Origin of the sequence: Mucilaginibacter conchicola (assembly GCF_003432115.1) — a bacterium.
GTDB lineage: Bacteria > Bacteroidota > Bacteroidia > Sphingobacteriales > Sphingobacteriaceae > Mucilaginibacter > Mucilaginibacter conchicola.
Genome location: NZ_QWDC01000001.1, coordinates 1191630 through 1210700 on the forward strand (window position 1 = coordinate 1191630; position 19071 = coordinate 1210700).

The following is a 19071-nucleotide window of genomic DNA, read 5'->3' on the forward strand; positions in this document are numbered from 1 at the left end:
CTATATGGCCTTAAAACAGCATTTTTGTGTCAAAATAATATCATATCAAAAAATAACTACAAAACACGTAGACATTATATATTTTTCATTTATATTTGCAGCGAAGTTCTTTTTAAGACTTATCCAGAAAGACCGAGGGAATGGCCCTTTGACGTCTTAGCAACCTCTGCCCCTGTTGGCGAAAGGTGCTAAATCCTGCTCCCCTTACACGGGAAGAAAGATAAGCTAAAGCAACGCTAAGTTGCCAAACCAAAACCGGTATCAACTGGTAAGTTTCTAAAAAGACAAACAGAAAACATTACCCTACTACAGCCATGAAAACTGCTTTTACGCAAACTGTATCGTCTTTTTCAATTGCCCCTCTTTTAAGCCCACGAATGTGCGGCCAGTGTTGTTGCTGTTGTTAGTGCGGTAACACAAAACCATCCATTTAATTCACGTTTCATACTTCTTTAATACCGGTAACATTTCACACGGTATAGGAGAATCGTATGCACTTTTTCAAAACTTATTTCACAGTAAAAACATGTCAAAAATTTACAAACTTTTGCTGGTTGCCCTGCTGCCGGTAATTATTGTTCAACACCTCTCGGCCCAGTCGCTTAAGGTAAGCGGTGTGGTTACCGCCAAGGCCGATGGGCAGCCCTTGCCGGGCGTAAGTGTAGGTATACAAGGCAGCACAAACGGTACCCAAACTGATATTCAGGGCCGTTTCAGCATCAATGCCAAAGTAAACGATGTGCTGCAGGTATCTTACCTGGGCTACACTACACAACGCATTACGGTTTCGCAAAGCGATGCTCCTTTGCAGATAGTGTTGGTTGAAGCACCTAACTCGCTTAATGAGGTTGTAGTAACCGCCTTAAACATCAATAAGGATAAAAAATCATTGGGCTATGCCGTGCAGGGCCTTAAATCTAAAGATATATCCGAAGCTAAAGAGACCAACCTGGTGAACGCCCTTGCCGGAAAAATAGCCGGTGTAAACGTTACCAACAGCCAGGGTGATATGGGTTCGGCCCGTATCGTTATCCGCGGGGAAACTTCTATCGCCACTAATAACCAACCCTTATTTGTTATTGATGGTGTACTGGTAGATAATACACAGCAACTGGGCAGCGGCGGATCGCGCGATTTCCCTAACCCGCTATCAGATTTCAATGCTGAAGATATTGAATCGTTAACGGTACTTAAAGGGCCAAATGCGGCTGCTTTATACGGCTCGCGTGCGGCAGCGGGTGTTATCCTCATCAAAACAAAAACAGGTAAGGGCGCACAGGGACTTGGCATCACCATCAACTCAAACACAAGTTTTGCCACTTTAAAGGTATTTCCTGATTACCAGAACTCTTATGGCCAGGGCGCAAACGGACAGTTCAGCTATAAAGACGGTAAAGGCGGCGGCCTTAATGACGGTGTTGACGAAAGCTGGGGCCCGCGCCTTGACGGCCGGTTGATACCGCAGTTTAACTCAAATGGTGTAGCGGTTCCTTTTGTAGCCCATCCGAATAACGTACGCGACTTTTTTGAGACCGGCGTAACCCTTAATAATGGCGTTGCCCTTGCCGGTAGCAGCGAAAAATTTGACTATCGCATATCATACAACAACCTGCACCAAACAGGCGTAGTGCCTAACTCTTCGTTAGGCCGCAACTCGTTTGCATTAAACACAACTTTCCGCCCTAACTCAAAACTTACAGTAACTACCATTGCCAACTATATTAAAGATGATGCAGGTAACCTTCCGGGTACCTATGGCAAACGCGCTACAAGCACCATGTTGCAGTTTACATGGTTTGGCCGCCAGGTTGATGTTAGTGCGTTGAAAAATTATAGAGATGCTGATGGCAACACCTTTAACTGGAACAACAGCTACTACAGCAACCCGTATTTTATTGCATATGAAAATACTGTTGGCCAATACAAGAATCACTTTTTGGGTAGCGTAGAGGTTAACTACAAGATCATTGATGGCCTATCTGCCAATTTACGCAGCGGTACCGATTACTCTAACGACAGGCGCAAGATAAAAGTGGCGTACGGTACAAATGGTACACCGTTTGGTTCATACGAGGAAGATGCCTATTACACCAACCAAACCAATACCGAAGGCAGGTTACAATACACCAAAAAACTAAGTCAGGATTTTTCGCTGGATGCATTGGTGGGTGGTAATATTGAGACCTTTACTGTAGAACAGAACGACCAGATAGCGCCGAAACTGGCGGTGGCCGGCTTGTACACGCTCAGCAACTCGCGCGATCCGCTGTTGTCTTCAAACATTTTCAGCAAGGCAAAAACTTACAGTTACTTCGCTTCGGCACAACTGGGTTACAAAAACTGGGCTTATGTTACCGTAACGGGTCGTAACGACTGGTCGTCAACACTTCCTGCCGCCAGTTTATCTTATTTCTACCCGTCTTTTGCCGGTAGTTTGATCCTGTCTGATGCTTTGGATATTAAAAGCGATGTGCTGAGCTATCTGAAATTACGCGGCGGATGGTCAAAAGTAGGTAAACCAACCACTGCTTATCAATTAAGAAATACTTATGCTTTCCTGGCGCCGTTCACCGGCTACCCGCAGCAACTGATCAACAATACAGATCTTAACCCTGCGCTGAAACCGGAAACCACTACCTCATCTGAGGCGGGTGTTGAAGCAGGCTTCCTGAATAACCGCCTGCGCCTTGATGTGAGCGTTTACAACACCAACAGTATAAACCAGATATTACCTGTGGCAGTTAGCCCTACCACCGGCTTTAACTACAAGCTTATTAACGGCGGTAACATCAACAATAAAGGTATAGAGGTACTCTTAGGTGTAACGCCAATAAAAACAAATGATTTTAACTGGGATGTTACCTTAAACTACTCGCGTAACAAAAGCACGGTTTTATCGCTTTACAAAGAAGGCAACCTGCAAAGCTACATCTTAGGCAGCAACCGCACTGTTGATGTTGTAGCAGCACTTGGCCAGCCTTACGGAACGCTTTACGGTACATCTTACACGCGTGATGCACAAGGCCGTATCATTATAGGCGATAATGGTACGCCGGTTGTAAACAATACCAAAAAGGCACTCGGTAAATTTACGCCGGACTGGATGGGTAGCATCAACAACAGCTTCAGCTACAAAGGTATCAACCTGAGTGTACTGATAGATGCACGTTTCGGTGGCTCTATCTACTCAAACACTAACCGTACGGGTACTTATACAGGTGTACTGGCTTCTACCCTGCCAGGTCGCGGTGCCGAGAACGGTGGTATATCTTATTACTATGCCAACAACACCGGTACCAATGCCATACAAATATCTCCCGGCACGGCTGCACCCAACGGCGAAACAATTTATGATGATGGTAAAGTTTGGAACGGCGTAAAAGCCGACGGCACGCAAAATTCAAAAATAGTATCGGCACAAACTTACTACAAGGGCTACACCAACGTTGATGAGGCATTTGTTTACAGCGCATCGTTTATAAAACTGCGCGAGGTTAAACTGGGCTATACCCTGCCTGCAGCATGGGTTAAAGGCATTGGCTTGCAATCGGCAACTGTATCATTGGTAGGCCGTAACCTGCTCATCATCCACAAGAATGTACCAAACATCGATCCTGAGACAGCCTTTAACAGTGGCAACGCGCAGGGCCTCGAAGACCTTACCCTGCCTACCGTGCGCAACCTTGGTTTTAACGTAAACCTTAAATTCTAATAATCATGAAATTCAAATATATTACCACCATCATCATATCGGGCACGTTGTTACTATCGGCAACATCGTGCAAAAAAACGCTGGAAGACATCAACAAAAACCCAAACGGCTCTGAAGCTGCACAGCCCGATTACTTATTAACCGGTGTATCAAAAGCCGTTGCAGATACTTACTGGGGTACAGCAAATAATATGGATGCCGGCCTGCTTTGGATCCAAAACTGGTCTAAGATACAATATACCGACCCTGACAGGTACATCTACACCAGCACCTCATTTAACGAGCTTTGGAGCACAGGCTACAGCAAAGGTATAGTAAACCTTAACTCGCTTATTAAAATTGCAGATGCACAGGCAAACCCAAACTACAAAGGTGTGGCCTTGGTGTTGCGCTCATGGATCTTCCAATTACTGGCAGATAATTATGGCGATGTACCGTACAGCCAGGCAGCAGATATTAAGCAATACCTTACCCCTGCTTATGATAAGCAGAAGGATGTTTACTACGGTATCCTTGATGATCTGAAATCGGCACAAACGTTTTTGAACGCATCAGGCCCGGCAATAACCGGCGATATTATTTACGGCAACAAAATATTGTCATGGAAAAAGTTTGCCAACTCGTTACGTTTACGCATAGCGCTAAGAATAGCCGACCGCGAACCAGAGAAAGCCAGGCAGGTAATTGCAGATATACAAGCCGAAGGAAGCGGTTACATCAGCAGCAATGCCGAAACGGCGCAGCTGGTTTATTCAACATCGCCTAACCAAAACCCTATCAGCAATTTGTTTGATACCAGGGATGACTATCGCATTAGCAAAACCATTGTTGACAAGCTTTTTGCGCTGAATGATCCGCGCCTACCGGTATATGCCAGCAAAACAGCTGATGCCACACCGCAAACCTATGTGGGCCTGCCAAACGGTTTATTAGTGGGCGATGCCAGCGGCTATGGTTTTACCAAAACATCAAAACCGGGTACTTACTTTTTAGCACCAACTGCACCTGCTGTGATTGTTAGCTATGCCGAGACCTTGTTTGACCAGGCCGAGGCTGCTCAGCGTACCCTTAGCACCGCCGGCACTGCGGCAGACCTTTACAAACAGGCGATTACCGCAGCGCTATCACAATATGGTATTGCAACCGCCGATATAAACACCTATCTGGCGCAAAGCAGCGTAGCTTATGATGCAGCAAACTATCGTAAATCAATAGGCGAGCAAAAATGGATAGCACTGTTTGGCCAGGGGCTGGAATCATTTGCCGAATGGCGCAGGTTAGATTACCCGCAATTAACCCCTGCCGTAGCAGGTACGCTTGGCGGTAAATTCCCGCTGCGCTTTATATACCCCGGTACCGAGCAATCACTTAACGGCGCAAGCTATAAGGCAGCCGTAGCCAGCCAGGGTGCCGATGCACTTACCACTAAACTGTGGTTTGATGTGAATTAATTATCCTGATTATATAAAAAAGAAACGGCCCCGGAAATTCCGGGGCCGTTTCTTTTATGGTTAAGCCATGCGCAGCATAGCAGTTTGCTCTTCCAGATGCTTACGCAGCATTGCCCTTGCGCGTGAGGTGTTTGTGCGCGATAACAGCTGGCTTATGCCCAGCTGCTCCGATATTTCCTGGTGACTGTAGCCCTCAATGGCAAACAAGGTAAATGGCATGCGATAATTGCCGGGTAGGCGGTTTATCAAGTGTTGCAGGTACGCCTCGCCGTAAACATCGTGTAAAGGGGCGGCAGGATGATGATAATCTGTATCCAATTCGCAATACTGCGGCTGCCTTTTGGCTTTACGGTATTTGCTGATAGATGTGTTCACCATTATGCGGCGCATCCAGCCTTCAAAACTGCCTTGCTCGTTATATTGGGCAATGTTGCGGAATATCATTACAAAACCTTCCTGTAACACATCTTCTGCATCGGCGGTATCACGGCAATAGTGCCTGCAAACTCCAAATAGCTTTTTAGCGTATTGATTATACAAAGTTTCTTGTGCTCGCCTGTCTTGTTTGCGGCAGCCTGCCAACAATGTTTCTAAAGGGGTAATTATCTGTGCCATAAACTTATGCGGCAGTTCCTTTTTTTCCCTTACTGCCTTGGTTGCTTAATTTTAATGCCGCAAAAGTAGACCCGCACAGGCCCCATGATGCTACGCACAAAGGAGTAGCAACTACGCAAAAAGGATTTGTTCGAGGAGAGTTGAAATGTTGGAAGGTTTGAATGTTGAAAGGTTAGGACGCACTCATCCACAATATTACTTCGAGCGGGAGCAGAAGGGTAGTTGAGTGTATAATCCGCGAAATCAAAAAAATCAGCGCCAATCAGCGGTCATTTCTTTAATTGAGAAGGATTGATACCAGTGTGCTTTTTGTAAGCCGTAGAAAAGTGTTGCGGATACTCATAACCTAACAGGAAAGCTACTTCATCAACAGATGCATTGCCGTCTTTTAAAAGCAGTGTGGCGTAGTTCATACGGAGATTTTTAATGTAGGCGAACACAGGTACGTCAAAAAGCAATTTAAAGCCGCGTTTCAGTTTAAAATCATTAAGGGCAAAGCGGCGACTGAGTTGATTAAGCGTATGTTCTTCCAGAAAAGCCTGATCTAAAAATGCTTTCACCTGGTGCAGTTTTTCCGTATCTGCGGGGCTGGTGCCTGCATTTAGCTCTGCAGGTACTACCTGTTCAATATGGGCAGCTATCAGCTCCATAGCGCGCGATTGTACCATAAAATTGCGCATCGGCTCTGGTGATTTATCGGCAATAATGCCTTGTATCAGCTGATGCATTGCCGGGCTAACACCAAGTGCTTGTTTAGCACTCAGGAAAGGCTTGTTAAGCGCAAGGTTGTTCTGGATATGCTCAGCCCATTTTGAATTGCAGCCAATGCTTGCCGCAAAAAAGGCCTTATCAACGGCAATGTGCAGCACACTGAGTTGGGTATTAGCTTCTACGCGGTTATAAAACTCACGGTCGGCGTTGTATACCATGTAGTGCTGCCCTTTTTGGATATAAACGTTTTGATCGGCGGCTTCATAATGCACATCGTTAACGCCCGATAGCTGAAAATTAAAGTTGATGGTATCTGTAGGGATCTGGTTAACCAGTTTCAGTGCCTTATTGGTTTTCCAGTAAAGGTCCATCACATGGATATGCGGGAACGATACGTTCCTGTACTCCAGCACGCCTACCTCAGGGTGTATATGGCGGTCATACCCTTGCCGGCTGGTTAACGGCTGCGCACCAACCTTGAGCGGGTTGGGCAGATCGTTAAAATTATACACATTATGTGTTTGTATTACCAGGCCGGCCATCGTAAAGTTCTATAGAAATTGCGTGTAAAAATAATTAATCAAAAGCATTTAGCTACTATCTTTTTACAAGATAATCATCAAGTTACCAGCAGTTTGCGTCTTACATAGCTACTCCGCCAGATCACTTTAATACAAGACTCCAACTTCATTAGTTACGTTACGACCGCAGGCAGAAAAAAATCCTTTTTGCGGAGTTCTCCATCCGCTGCCCGTAGGTTAAAGCGCAGCCATACAGCCAATTTTGCAGCAAATTAAATGCACACATGAAAACAAAATTACTAATACTTGCAATGCTGGCCGTGCCGTTTGCAAGTAAGGCACAGTTTGGTGGCCTGTTAAAACGCGTACAAAACACCGCCGCCGAAGCCGTTGGCCGCAAAGCCGACCAGGCCACCGAGGGTGCCGTGAACGGCGCCTTAGAGAAAAAACCTAAGAAAGAAAAGCAAACACCTGCCCCTGTTGCAGAAAACCCTTCAAGCCTGGCAGCTACTGCTACTGCAACTGCCCCTGCTACTCCTCAAAACCAGGATCAGTTTAAAGCGTACTCCCGTTTTGATTTTGTTCCCGGCGAAAAAATAATTTATGCCGATGATTTTGCGCAGGATGCTGTAGGTGAGTTCCCGCTGCAATGGACCACCAAAGGCCACGGTGAGGTGATGACTTTATCGGAACAGCAGGGCAAATGGCTGCGCGGATTTAAAAACACCACCATCACTTCGGTAAATCCAAATGAATTGGGCGATAACTATACCGTGGAGTTTGATATGATCTACTATTTCGGTGCTAAGGAAGCTGTTTATGTAATGCCCGATATCGCCATCCGCTTGTTAAACAACTACAGCGTTAATTTTAAAAACGCCAGCGGTAATGTATCAGAACGCGCCGGGGAACAATCGTACCAGTTTGTTATCCATCCAAAAGAAGAAGGTTCATTGGCCTGGGTGGAGAGCCATGGTACCACGCCTGAATTTAGCAGCGAGAAAGCCACCGTTAATAGCTTTAGTAAGATGTATAACCAGCCGGTGCACTACGCTATACAGGTGCAAAAAAGCCGCCTGCGGATCTGGATGAATGAGAAAAAAGTATTCGACTTGCCACAGGCCATCAACTCAACCAAAAAACCAGCAAGAATAGCCTTCGAGTTTGGCCACACCAGTTATGATGATGAGGAAGTAGGTTACTATGTAAGCAACATCAGGATGGCTGCCGGCAATGCCGATACAAGGCATAAACTGTTGGAGACAGGATCGTTCACCACATCGGGAATCTTGTTTGATGTGAACAGTAATGTGATCAAACCGCAATCATTTGGGATACTGAACGAGATGGCAAAAGTACTGACCGACAACCCGACGGTACGCATAAAAATAACCGGCCATACCAGCGCCGATGGTAACGCTTCCGCCAATCTCGATCTGTCGAAAAGCCGGGCACAGGCTGTTAAAGATTTTATGGTGAAGGCCAACATTGATGCCGCCAGGATAGAAACTACCGGACTGGGCGATTCTAAACCGGTAGCTCCAAACACAACCCAGGCCGGTCGTGTGCAAAACCGTCGTGTGGAGTTTACCAAATTGTGATAAATTTTGTGTTTAGTAACAAGCCTCATCCGCAAGATGGGGCTTTGTTATTTTACCCATACCGAAAGCGGCCCTAAAGACAACCAGCCTTTGCTTTTCAAATCATCAAGTTCATTGCCTCGCGAATAGCCGACAACAGGCAAACCGGGAAACAAATGCTGTGAAGCGGATAAAAAGACATTAACCGCGCCCGGTATATCATCCCCATAAAATAAATTGGAGATGCCCACCACATTCTTACTTAAATTAAGGATAGCACCGGCCATATATACACCATTCTTTTTTATACCGATAAACTTTACATCACCATTTTTAAGCAATGAGGCATTAAAAAAACCGGAAGGCATATCCTTATCCCATGCATTTTGCCATTGCATTATCTCATCATCATTGCTAACAATTTCATAACCGGTAGCAGATGTTTGAACATCTGGCGCAAGCAGCCATTCGGCCTCAAATAATTTGATCATACTCAAAGTGGTAAGGTCAAGGTCGTTAAAACTATCCTTTATTGAAAAGTCGGCATCAGAATTTTCCGCAAAACGTCCAATATGCTCAGTTGAGACATCGGCCCTTAAGGTTACCAAATTTGGATAATATTGCGGTGGCGCTCCACCCGCATGCCACACATCAGCATCAAAAATACCGGCAGCGCCTTTTGCACCGCAAATAGTATTACACCATTCGGCATTATTCAACACGGCAGCGTTTAACAGGTCTTTATTTGGTATCACATCGTAAAGATAAATCAAGGGCATCCTCAAATCAAGAAGATCATACCCAGGAAAAAATCATAAAAATCAATTAATCACAAAAATCAGCGGTCAGCGGTCTAAAAAACAAAGGCCCCTGATGGGCAGGGGCACTTTGTAACCAATTATAAACCTGAGATGAGAAACTTAAATGAGGCGTGAGAACGGATTCGAACCGTTGTTTGGCGTTTTGCAGACGCCCGCCTAACCACTCGGCCACCCCGCCTTTTCTTAAAACTATTTGAGGTTAGAAGCGGATTTGAACCGCTGTAGCGGGTGTTGCAGACCCGTGCCTCGCCTCTCGGCCACCTAACCTTTATTTGCCTCTGCCCCAACCCACTCCAAAGGAAAGGGACTTAAGAAGCGTTGTATATGAATAATAAAATGAATCATAGATCGCTTTACAACGACCTGTTATGTAAAAATCAAACCAAATGCAGTGTATTTAATATAGATGCCGGATCAACAACAACAATAACTAAGCTTTTGAGAGAAGCTTAATTTAACAGCGGATATAGATGTTTTAGCGTAGATGCTCATGTTGTTTTTCTTATCGGACAGGACAAAAGTAAACACCAAAAATGAAAAATCAAAAAAAAATCTACAAAAACTATAGACTTTATATATTATTTGTATATTTGCTGTCGAAACGTTCTTTAAAACTTATCCAGAAAGACCGAGGGAATGGCCCTACGACGTCTTAGCAACCTGTACCAACTATGGTAAAAGGTGCTAAATCCTACTCCGCTTTAGGTGGAGATAGATAAGCAATTGCAGCGCTCTGCTGCCACGCCCACGGCATACTGGTAAGTTTTATAAAGACATAAAATTTATTAAACACCATGAAAATTTACCTCGACAACGCCGCCACTACCCCATTAGATAAAAAAGTATTTGAAGCCATGACGCCGTATTACCTGCAGCATTTTGGTAACGCATCATCACACCATACTTTTGGCCGCGAGGTAAAAGCCACTTTGGATGCCTGCCGCCAAACTATCGCGCAGCTATTAAATGCCAACGCAGATGAGATCATCTTCACCTCTGGCGGTACCGAGGCCGATAACACTGCCATCCAATCTGCTATTTACGGTGCCGGTGTTGAGCACGTGATCACCACCAAATTTGAACATCACGCGGTACTGCATACGCTGGAGCAGTTTGAGAAAAAAGGGAAAATAAGAATAAGCTACATCAACCACGATACGCAAGGTTCGCTTGATCTTGCTCATCTGGAAAGCCTGCTGCAACAACAGCCAAACAGTTTTGTAAGCGTAATGCATGCTAATAACGAGATAGGCAACCTTAATGATATTGAAGCCATCGGCGAACTATGCGAAAAATACAACGCCCTGTTCCATACCGATACTGTGCAAACTATGGGGCATTACGCGCATGATCTGCAAAAGCTGAAAGTGCATTATCTTGCTGCATCGGCACATAAATTTCACGGACCAAAAGGTGTAGGCTTTTTGTACTGCCGCAAAGGCACTCCCCTAACTCAACTGTTACACGGCGGTGGCCAGGAAGCTAAGCTTCGCGCAGGTACCGAAAATATTGCCGGTATTGTTGGCTTAACCAAAGCCTTAGAGCTGGCTTACGCTGATCTGCACGAGCATCACACCTACATCCAAAACCTCAAAAACCAACTGATAGATGGTTTATTAAATAACCTGAGCGATGTTACTTTCAACGGCAGATCATTTGAGGCCGATAAAAGTCTTTACACGGTACTAAGCGTCTGTTTGCCCGACACAGGGGATGATCTGCTGCGATGTTTGGACGAACAAGGCATAGCAGTATCCGGTGGTAGCGCCTGTTCTACCGGGGCAGCCTCACACGTATTACAGGCATTAAAACTGCGCCCCGGCCGCAATACGGTGCGTTTCTCTTTCAGCAGGTTTAACACTGCAGAGGAAATTGAACAAGTGGTAAATGTGTTATCTGCTTTGTTGCAGCCTATAGCTGCGTAAAAGATCGGGGATGCGCGATCCCCTAAATTGGTTTGGCCGCTCTTAGATCCGTCCCATGAATGGGACGGCAATGATTAAACATTATAGACCATGTTTAATCATTGCCGTCGGCTTCAGCCAGCAGATCAGCAGCACTCATAAGTTTTCCCTATTCGTTATCGAAAAATTCGATTGGTATTGTGTTTGTTAATCACCTAACTTCACTTTTGTTAATTCGCAGAAACTAACCAATCTAATTTAACATGGAAAACAATTCGAACGACATCAGCAAATGCCCGTTTCATAACGGAACCCTTCACCATACTACAGCCGGCGGCGGTACACGCAACCGCGATTGGTGGCCAAATCAGTTAAAACTGAATATTTTGCGCCAAAATTCGCAGCTTACTAACCCGCTTGGCGAAGATTTTAACTACGCCGAGGAGTTTAAAAGCCTCGACCTTGAAGCTGTAAAACAAGACCTTCATGCCCTCATGACCGATTCGCAGGATTGGTGGCCGGCAGATTTTGGTCATTACGGCGGTCTGTTTATCCGCATGGCATGGCACAGTGCCGGTACTTACCGCGTAACTGATGGCCGTGGCGGCGCAGGTGCGGGTATGCAGCGTTTTGCTCCGTTGAATAGCTGGCCGGACAACGTAAGTTTGGATAAAGCCCGCCGTTTACTTTGGCCTATCAAACAAAAGTATGGCCGCAAACTATCTTGGGCCGACTTAATGATACTGACCGGTAACGTAGCCCTTGAATCGATGGGTTTTAAAACCTTTGGCTTTGCTGGCGGCCGTGCCGATGTTTGGGAAGCAGATGAGTCTGTTTACTGGGGTGCCGAAACTACCTGGTTAGGTAACGATAAACGCTACGCAGATGGTAAGCCTGGCGATGCCGGTCACGGTGTGGTTTCTTCTGATGAGGATGCCGACGGCGATATCCACAGCCGTAAACTGGAAGAACCGCTTGGTGCCGCACACATGGGTTTGATATACGTTAACCCCGAAGGTCCGGATGGTAACCCCGACCCTATTATGGCTGCGCGCGATATACGCGAAACATTTGGCCGCATGGCAATGAACGATGAAGAAACCGTTGCCTTGATTGCCGGTGGCCACACCTTTGGTAAAACGCACGGTGCTGCATCATCAGACAACGTTGGTAAAGAACCCGAGGCTGCTGATTTAGCAGAACAGGGCTTTGGCTGGAGCAATAAATACGCATCGGGTAAAGGCGCGGATACCATCACCAGTGGTTTGGAAGTAACCTGGACCACCACCCCTACGCAATGGAGCAATAACTTCTTTGAGAACCTCTTCGCTTTTGAGTGGGAATTAACCAAAAGCCCTGCCGGCGCGCACCAATGGGTAGCCAAAACCGACCAGGAAATTATCCCGGATGCTTATGACCCAAACAAAAAGCATCGCCCTACCATGTTGACTACCGACCTTTCATTAAGGTTTGATCCGGCTTACGAGAAGATCTCGAGAAATTTCCTGAATAATCCAGATGCTTTTGCAGATGCTTTTGCCCGCGCATGGTTTAAATTAACCCACCGCGATATGGGTCCGCGTGCCCTGTACTTAGGTACCGATGTACCACAGGAAGAACTGCTTTGGCAGGATATTATCCCTGCGGTTGATCATGCCCTGGTTGATAACAGTGATGTGGATGCATTAAAAGCAAAGATCCTTGCATCAGGTTTGAGCGTGTCTGAACTGGTAGGTACAGCCTGGGCTTCGGCTTCAACTTTCCGCGGTTCTGATAAACGTGGTGGTGCAAACGGCGCACGTATCCGTTTGGCTCCTCAGCGTTACTGGCAGGTGAATAACCCTACGCAGTTACAAAAAGTGCTGAGCATTTTGGAAAGCATTCAGAACGATTTTAACGGCGCACAAAGCGGCGGCAAAAAAGTATCACTGGCCGATCTGATCATCATTGCAGGTAACGCAGGTATCGAAAAAGCTGCGGCAGATGCAGGTACATCAGTAAAAGTTCCGTTCACTGCCGGTCGCGCTGATGCTACGCAGGAACAAACTGATGTGGAATCATTCGGTTACCTTGAGCCACAAACTGATGGTTTCCGTAACTACCGCAAAGGCAGGTTAAGAGCATCTACCGAAGAATTATTGGTAGATAAAGCACAATTGCTTACCCTTACCGCACCGGAATTGACCGTGCTGATGGGGGGCTTAAAAGTGCTGAACATTAACCACGATGGCTCAAACAACGGTGTATTCACCTCTCGCCCCGGCCAGCTGACCAACGATTGGTTTACAAATCTGCTGGATATGGGTACCGAGTGGAAAGCGGCATCGCAAGACCGCGAAACCTACAATGGTAATGACCGCGCCACCGGCCAAACCAAATGGACAGGCACCCGTGCCGACCTGGTTTTCGGCTCAAACTCTGAGCTGCGTGCCGTGGCAGAAGTTTATGCTGCCGCCGATGCCCAACAAAAATTCGTAAAGGATTTTGTTGCCGTATGGACCAAGATCACCAACCTGGACAGGTTTGATGTGAAAAAATAAGCTTCTGAAAAGCTTAAACTATAAAGGCCAAAGCATAATGCTTTGGCCTTTTCTTTTCAATTTGATTTTCCTTCGTTACAAATGTGATGTAAGTATGACCATAGAAATAGTGTATCTGAAACTCTTTTATCTAATTTAGTAGTCGTAACTACTAAATTTATAATCATGTCAAATCCAACACAACTTAGTTTCGTTTCGCTCCAGGTGAGCGATCTTGAAGTATCAGGAAAATTCTATTCAGAAGTCTTAGGCTTTAAACAAGTGGAAAAATCGCCGCCGGATGCTATTGTATTTGAGCAAAAGAGCGGTGCGGCCTTCGCTATTAGGAAACCAATGATAGAATTATCTAAAGCAAACCTGTTGGGTTGGGGAGTCGCGGTATGGTTTGGTATAGGTAACCTGGATACTTTTCTGGAGAAGAACGGAGAGAAAATATCTATCGTTAAAGATATCCACCCTACCCCGTTCGGCAGGATACTGGTAATAGCAGATCCTGATGGCTATTCCATAACTTTACAGGAAACAAAAGAAGACTAATGGCAACAAGATTTTGGGTGGTGGTCACCTCGCGTGACCACGCCCTTGATGGCGAAAAGGCCGGCATTGTGCAGGTTAATCATGGCAAAAATGCGCCATTAAAAAGAATGGCAGCAGGCCACAAGGTTTTATATTACGCTTCAAAAATGGGTATCGGGCAAAAGGAATTGTGCCAGCGCTTTGTTGCATTGGCTACATTAACTGATGACGATATTTTTCAGCATGAAATGACATCAACCTTTAAACCGTATCGGCGCAAGGCAACATACGAGCAGGTTAAGGAAGCAGAGATAAGGCCTTTAATTGATGATCTTGAGTTTATCAAAGTGAAAGAAAAATGGGGATATATCTTCAGAACAGGTTTCTTTGAGATCAATCAGCATGATTTTGACCTGATCATATCACACATGCATAAATAAAAATGGATACAGAAAAAGTATTTTCATACAAAGAACCGGAAGAGAACAGCGGGTATCTGCTTTGGCAGGTTACTATGCAATGGCAGCTGAACATGAACAGGGCGCTCGGCAAAATGGGGCTTACGCTTACCCAGTTCTCGTTAATGGCGGGTTTGTATTGGCTGAGCCAAAAACAGCAAACCGTTACCCAGCAACAATTAGCAGATTACGCCAACACCGATAAAATGATGACCTCTAAAGTTTTGATAACCTTAGAGAAAAAGCAATTTTTAGAAAGAGTAAAAGACCCGGATGATAGTCGCGCCAAACAGTTAAAAATTACAAAAAAAGGCACTCAAACACTAAAAGAGGCATATCAAATTGTTAAGCAAGTAGATGATGTGTTCTTCAAAAATGTGTTTAAAGACAAAACTGTATTTGACGATCTGCTCACAAGGCTGATCAAATAACTCTTAAATCAGCGGCAGCGTAAACCAAAAAGTACTGCCTTTGCCCTGTTGGCTCTCTACCCCTATCTTACCGCCATGTTTGTGGATGATCTCGGCACAGATGTACAAACCCAGGCCAAGGCCCGAGAAGGTTGCACCGTTACCATCCTGGCCCTGGTAATACCGTTCAAACAAATACGGCAGCTTACTTTCAGGGATACCTGGACCAAAATCAGTTACAGATATTCGGGCTTTATCCTCAATATGCTCAACCTCAATAATGATCTGTTTAGAACTGGGTGCGTATTTAACAGCGTTGTTTACCAGGTTTACGATTACCTGGTCTAAAAGCTGCTCATCGGCATTTATTTTCAGGTCGAGCGCACCTTTTAATAATATATCATGGTTGCCTACTGTACGCACATGCTGGCAACAATCATCTATCAATTGCGAGAGGGCAAACTCCCTTTTATTGATAGGGAACCTACCCTGACTGATGCGGTTACTGTTCAACAAACTGTTGATCAGGTCGCTCAGTTTATCCAGGCTGCGGTTGGCTTGCGATAGTAAGCGTGCCTGCATTTCAGGCTTAATCGTTTCCTGCATCTTATCCAGCAACTGTAATGATGCTTTTAATGCGGTTACGGGCGTTTTCAGTTCATGGCTGGCCACGCTTATAAAATCTTCTTTCTGCTGTAATATCAAACGCCTGTTGGTAACATCAGTAAAGGTAGCTATACCGCCTGTTACCTCGCCTTCATCGCTTATGGTTGGCGCGGCATTGATGGAGATAAAGATCTTCTCGCCTGTTGCCAAAATCACAGCTATTTCCTGGTCGTACACCGGTAAGCCCGTGCGTAACACCACGTTCATTGGGTGGTCTTCGGCAGGCAGCGGTGAGCCGTCAACGCGTAAGTTCTGCCACTTGGCATCGTTGTATTGGCGGTCGCGATATTGATCCTGACTGATGCCCATAATGTTTTGGGCCATGTTATTTACATAGGTGGGGATGCAATTCACATCCACAATTACCAAACCCTCGGCCATGGTATCCAGTATGCTTTGCAGGCGCTGCTCGTTTGCTTCCAGCTTTTTGCGAGCCAGTACCTGCTCAGTCACCTCTATAGCTACGTCCATCACCCCTATTATCTTCCCGTTATCCATCAACGGGCGGTAGCTGAAATTGAAATAGCCCGTGCTGGTTTCGCCGTTGCGGGTAATGGGCACGGGAGCCTCGCTGCCGTCAAATGATCTGCCGGTGCGGTACACTTCAAACAACAACTCTACAGCTTTTGCACTCTCGGTTTCGGGCATACCTTCTAACAAAGGTTTACCTATCAGGGATGCGTCGCGACCCAGCAGATCAAGCATGGCATGGTTGGCAATATCTATCACCAGATCCTCGCCCCTAAATACTAAAATGGGAACCGGGGCCTGCTCAACCAAGCGCTTGAAATCCGTCTCCGATTCCTGCAAACGGGCGTTGAGCCGGTTTATATTCTCATTAGATAAAGTAAGATCGTGGTTTACGATGGACAGGTTTTCATTGGCTTCCTGCATATTATTGTTTGATGCCGATAATTCCTCTATCAGTTGCTCTTCTCTAAGCTGCCTCTCTTCTACCTGCTCCCATGCATTTACCCTACTGGTTACATCTGTGGCAGTATGCAATATGGCATAGGTTTTACCCTCTGCATCTACCAAAGGCCTATATTCAAAATCGAAATAAGAAGTCTGAAGCTTGTTATCAATTTCCAGCGTAGCTGCTGTGTCTACAGCATTATACGGCTGGCCCGTTTGCCAAACCTGTTTTAATATTGCAGTAAAAGGCTGATCGATGGTTTCGGGCAGCGCTTGTTCAAATACTTCCCCTATAATACTGTCATCCTTACCCCAAATTGCCAGCATGGCATCGTTCACAAAACTTATCCGCAGGTCAGCCGTGTCATAAATTGCTGTGGCATCTTTAGAGCGGGTGAGTATTTGGATAAGTTGGTGATCTGAGAGCATAATTATTTGAGCTTAAGGCAAAAATCTGCATGCCTTATACCTATTACAAATACCCGCTTGCTTTGTTTATTCATAGCACTAAAAGCTCTGATGTGTTGACTTTTACATCTAACAAAACAAAAAGTTTGAAATTTTCTTTTTAAAAATACTATGCATGCATAGTATTTTTCCTAATTTGGCGTTATCTAATAAAACCAGTACTAATGAACCATTTGCTTACCGAATTATCGCAACGGCTTGAGAAAGTAAAACTTGGTGGCGGCCCCAAAAAAACAGAGGCCCACAAAGCCAAAGGCAAAATGACCGCCCGCGAGCGTATCGACTACCTTGTTGACAAAGGCACCGAACAGCTTGAGATTGGCGCTTTTGCCGGCGATGGCATGTACGCCGATGAAGGTGGTTGCCCCGGGGGCGGTGTGGTTACCGTGATGGGCTATGTAAAGGGTCGCCTTTGCGTTATTGTATCAAACGATGCCACTGTTAAGGCTGGCGCGTGGTTCCCTATCACAGCCAAGAAAATTCTGCGTGCGCAGGAAATTGCCATGGAGAACCGCATCCCTATTATTTACCTGGTAGATAGCGCCGGTGTTTTTTTGCCGATGCAGGATGAGGTTTTCCCCGATAAGGAACACTTTGGCCGCATTTTCAGGAACAATGCCCGCATGTCGTCAATGGGTGTGGTGCAGGTATCGGCTATTATGGGTAGTTGTGTGGCTGGTGGTGCTTATTTACCCATCATGTCCGACTATGCTTTTATTGTTGAGGGTACCGGCTCAGTTTTCCTGGCGGGATCATACCTCGTGAAATCGGCCATTGGCGAAACGGTTGATAACGAAACACTGGGCGGTGCAAGCACGCACTCAGAGATCTCGGGTGTTACTGATAACAAATACCCTGATGATGCAGCTTGCCTGGATGCCATTAAAAAAGTTTTCGATAAGATGGGCCACAATGATAAAGCCGGTTTTGACCATGCAGAGCCTATCCTGCCTAAAAAGAAACCTACCGAGATCTACAGCATTGTCCCTGAAGATCGCACCAAGCCTTATGACATGCTGGAGATAATCGATCGACTGGTTGATAACTCGGAGTTTGAGCAATACAAAGAGCTCTATGGGCAAACCATTATCTGCGGCTTAGGCCGCGTGAACGGCTGGGCGGTTGGCATTGTTGCCAACCAACGTAAAATGGTAAAATCTAAAAAAGGCGAAATGCAGATGGGCGGCGTTATTTACTCCGACTCGGCAGATAAAGCGGCCCGTTTTATCATGAATTGCAATCAGCAGAAAATACCACTGGTTTTCCTGCAGGACGTAAGCGGATTTATGGTTGGCAGCCGGTCTGAGCATGGCGGCATTATAAAAGATGGTGCCAAAATGGTATCGGCAATGGCCAATTCTGTAGTACCTAAGTTCACGTTTATTGTGGGCAACTCTTATGGTGCAGGCAACTACGCCATGTGTGGTAAGGCTTATGACCCGAGGCTTATCTACAGCTGGGTAACCGGACAAATGGCCGTAATGAGCGGTGCATCAGCTGCTAAGACCTTACTGCAGATACAGGAAGCAGCACTTAAAAGCAAAGGCATTGAGGTTGATCCTGAGAAAGAAAAGGAACTACTGGATGAGATCACACAGAAATATAATAACGAGCTAAGTCCATACTACGGCGCGGCCCGCTTATGGACAGACGGTGTAATAGACCCGCTGGAAACCCGCAAAATTATATCAATGGGCATTGAGGCGGCCAACCATTCCCCTATCACCGAACGCTACAATGTTGGCGTTATACAAACCTGATTTTTACTGACCAATTATAAACC

Annotated in this window: 13 protein-coding genes, 2 tRNA genes and 2 riboswitches; of the genes, 9 read left to right on the top strand and 6 right to left on the bottom strand. The window is 45.7% G+C overall.

The annotated features are described in order from the left end of the window. Window positions 1–116: 116 nt before the first annotated feature. Window positions 117–227: riboswitch (SAM riboswitch) on the top strand. Window positions 228–526: 299 nt separating this feature from the next. Both D0C36_RS05195 and D0C36_RS05200 read left to right on the top strand, forming a co-directional pair. Then, the gene (locus D0C36_RS05195; RefSeq protein WP_117390486.1) at window positions 527–3712 is read left to right on the top strand and encodes a SusC/RagA family TonB-linked outer membrane protein; all 3186 of its coding nucleotides are present in this window, start codon (window positions 527–529) and stop codon (window positions 3710–3712) included. A 5-nt stretch (window positions 3713–3717) separates the two neighbouring features. Further along, window positions 3718–5163 carry a SusD/RagB family nutrient-binding outer membrane lipoprotein gene (locus tag D0C36_RS05200; RefSeq protein ID WP_117390487.1) on the top strand — a complete coding sequence of 482 codons (1446 nt, stop codon included), beginning with the start codon at window positions 3718–3720 and terminating at the stop codon, window positions 5161–5163. 60 nt (window positions 5164–5223) lie between these two features. Here the strand turns inward: D0C36_RS05200 and D0C36_RS05205 are convergent, their stop codons facing one another. Both D0C36_RS05205 and D0C36_RS05210 read right to left on the bottom strand, forming a co-directional pair. Beyond that, window positions 5224–5778 (bottom strand): RNA polymerase sigma factor, encoded by a 555-nt coding sequence (locus tag D0C36_RS05205; protein ID WP_117390488.1) that lies wholly within the window; start codon window positions 5776–5778, stop codon window positions 5224–5226. A gap of 269 nt (window positions 5779–6047) precedes the next feature. Continuing rightward, entirely contained in the window at window positions 6048–7031 is a 984-nt protein-coding gene (locus D0C36_RS05210) for a helix-turn-helix domain-containing protein (RefSeq protein ID WP_117390489.1), read from the bottom strand. Between the two features lie 263 nt (window positions 7032–7294). On the opposite strand from D0C36_RS05210, the gene D0C36_RS05215 reads away from it, so the two are divergent. Continuing rightward, window positions 7295–8611, top strand: a complete 1317-nt coding sequence (locus D0C36_RS05215; protein ID WP_117390490.1) for an OmpA family protein — start codon at window positions 7295–7297, stop codon at window positions 8609–8611. Window positions 8612–8658: 47 nt separating this feature from the next. On the opposite strand, the gene D0C36_RS05220 is transcribed toward D0C36_RS05215, so the two are convergent. The 3 genes from D0C36_RS05220 to D0C36_RS05230 all read right to left on the bottom strand — a co-directional run bounded on the left by D0C36_RS05220 (window position 8659) and on the right by D0C36_RS05230 (window position 9678). Beyond that, the gene (locus tag D0C36_RS05220) at window positions 8659–9345 is read right to left on the bottom strand and encodes a hypothetical protein (protein WP_147321936.1); all 687 of its coding nucleotides are present in this window, start codon (window positions 9343–9345) and stop codon (window positions 8659–8661) included. Between the two features lie 172 nt (window positions 9346–9517). Then, a tRNA-Cys gene (locus D0C36_RS05225) sits at window positions 9518–9589 on the bottom strand. Window positions 9590–9607: 18 nt separating this feature from the next. Continuing rightward, window positions 9608–9678 (bottom strand) — tRNA-Cys (locus tag D0C36_RS05230). 345 nt (window positions 9679–10023) lie between these two features. Next, window positions 10024–10133: riboswitch (SAM riboswitch) on the top strand. Window positions 10134–10205: 72 nt separating this feature from the next. Here D0C36_RS05230 and D0C36_RS05235 point away from each other — a divergent pair. The 5 genes from D0C36_RS05235 to D0C36_RS05255 all read left to right on the top strand — a co-directional run bounded on the left by D0C36_RS05235 (window position 10206) and on the right by D0C36_RS05255 (window position 15260). Further along, window positions 10206–11336: a cysteine desulfurase family protein gene (locus D0C36_RS05235; protein WP_117390492.1), complete on the top strand. Its 1131-nt coding sequence runs from the start codon at window positions 10206–10208 to the stop codon at window positions 11334–11336. 242 nt (window positions 11337–11578) lie between these two features. Beyond that, window positions 11579–13855 (top strand): catalase/peroxidase HPI, encoded by a 2277-nt coding sequence (gene katG, locus D0C36_RS05240; protein WP_117390493.1) that lies wholly within the window; start codon window positions 11579–11581, stop codon window positions 13853–13855. A gap of 165 nt (window positions 13856–14020) precedes the next feature. Beyond that, on the top strand, window positions 14021–14392 hold the full coding sequence (locus tag D0C36_RS05245) for a VOC family protein (protein ID WP_117390494.1): 372 nt from the start codon (window positions 14021–14023) through the stop codon (window positions 14390–14392). Further along, window positions 14392–14811, top strand: a complete 420-nt coding sequence (locus tag D0C36_RS05250; protein WP_117390495.1) for an EVE domain-containing protein — start codon at window positions 14392–14394, stop codon at window positions 14809–14811. Before D0C36_RS05245 ends, D0C36_RS05250 begins: the two co-directional genes overlap by 1 nt. Before the next feature lie 2 nt (window positions 14812–14813). Then, window positions 14814–15260: a MarR family winged helix-turn-helix transcriptional regulator gene (locus D0C36_RS05255; protein ID WP_117390496.1), complete on the top strand. Its 447-nt coding sequence runs from the start codon at window positions 14814–14816 to the stop codon at window positions 15258–15260. Between the two features lie 3 nt (window positions 15261–15263). Here D0C36_RS05255 and D0C36_RS05260 read toward each other — a convergent pair whose 3' ends face one another. After that, on the bottom strand, window positions 15264–17249 hold the full coding sequence (locus D0C36_RS05260) for a PAS domain-containing sensor histidine kinase (protein WP_117390497.1): 1986 nt from the start codon (window positions 17247–17249) through the stop codon (window positions 15264–15266). 203 nt (window positions 17250–17452) lie between these two features. Here D0C36_RS05260 and D0C36_RS05265 point away from each other — a divergent pair, with 203 nt between their 5' ends. Further along, window positions 17453–19048: an acyl-CoA carboxylase subunit beta gene (locus tag D0C36_RS05265; protein ID WP_117390498.1), complete on the top strand. Its 1596-nt coding sequence runs from the start codon at window positions 17453–17455 to the stop codon at window positions 19046–19048. Window positions 19049–19071: the final 23 nt, after the last annotated feature.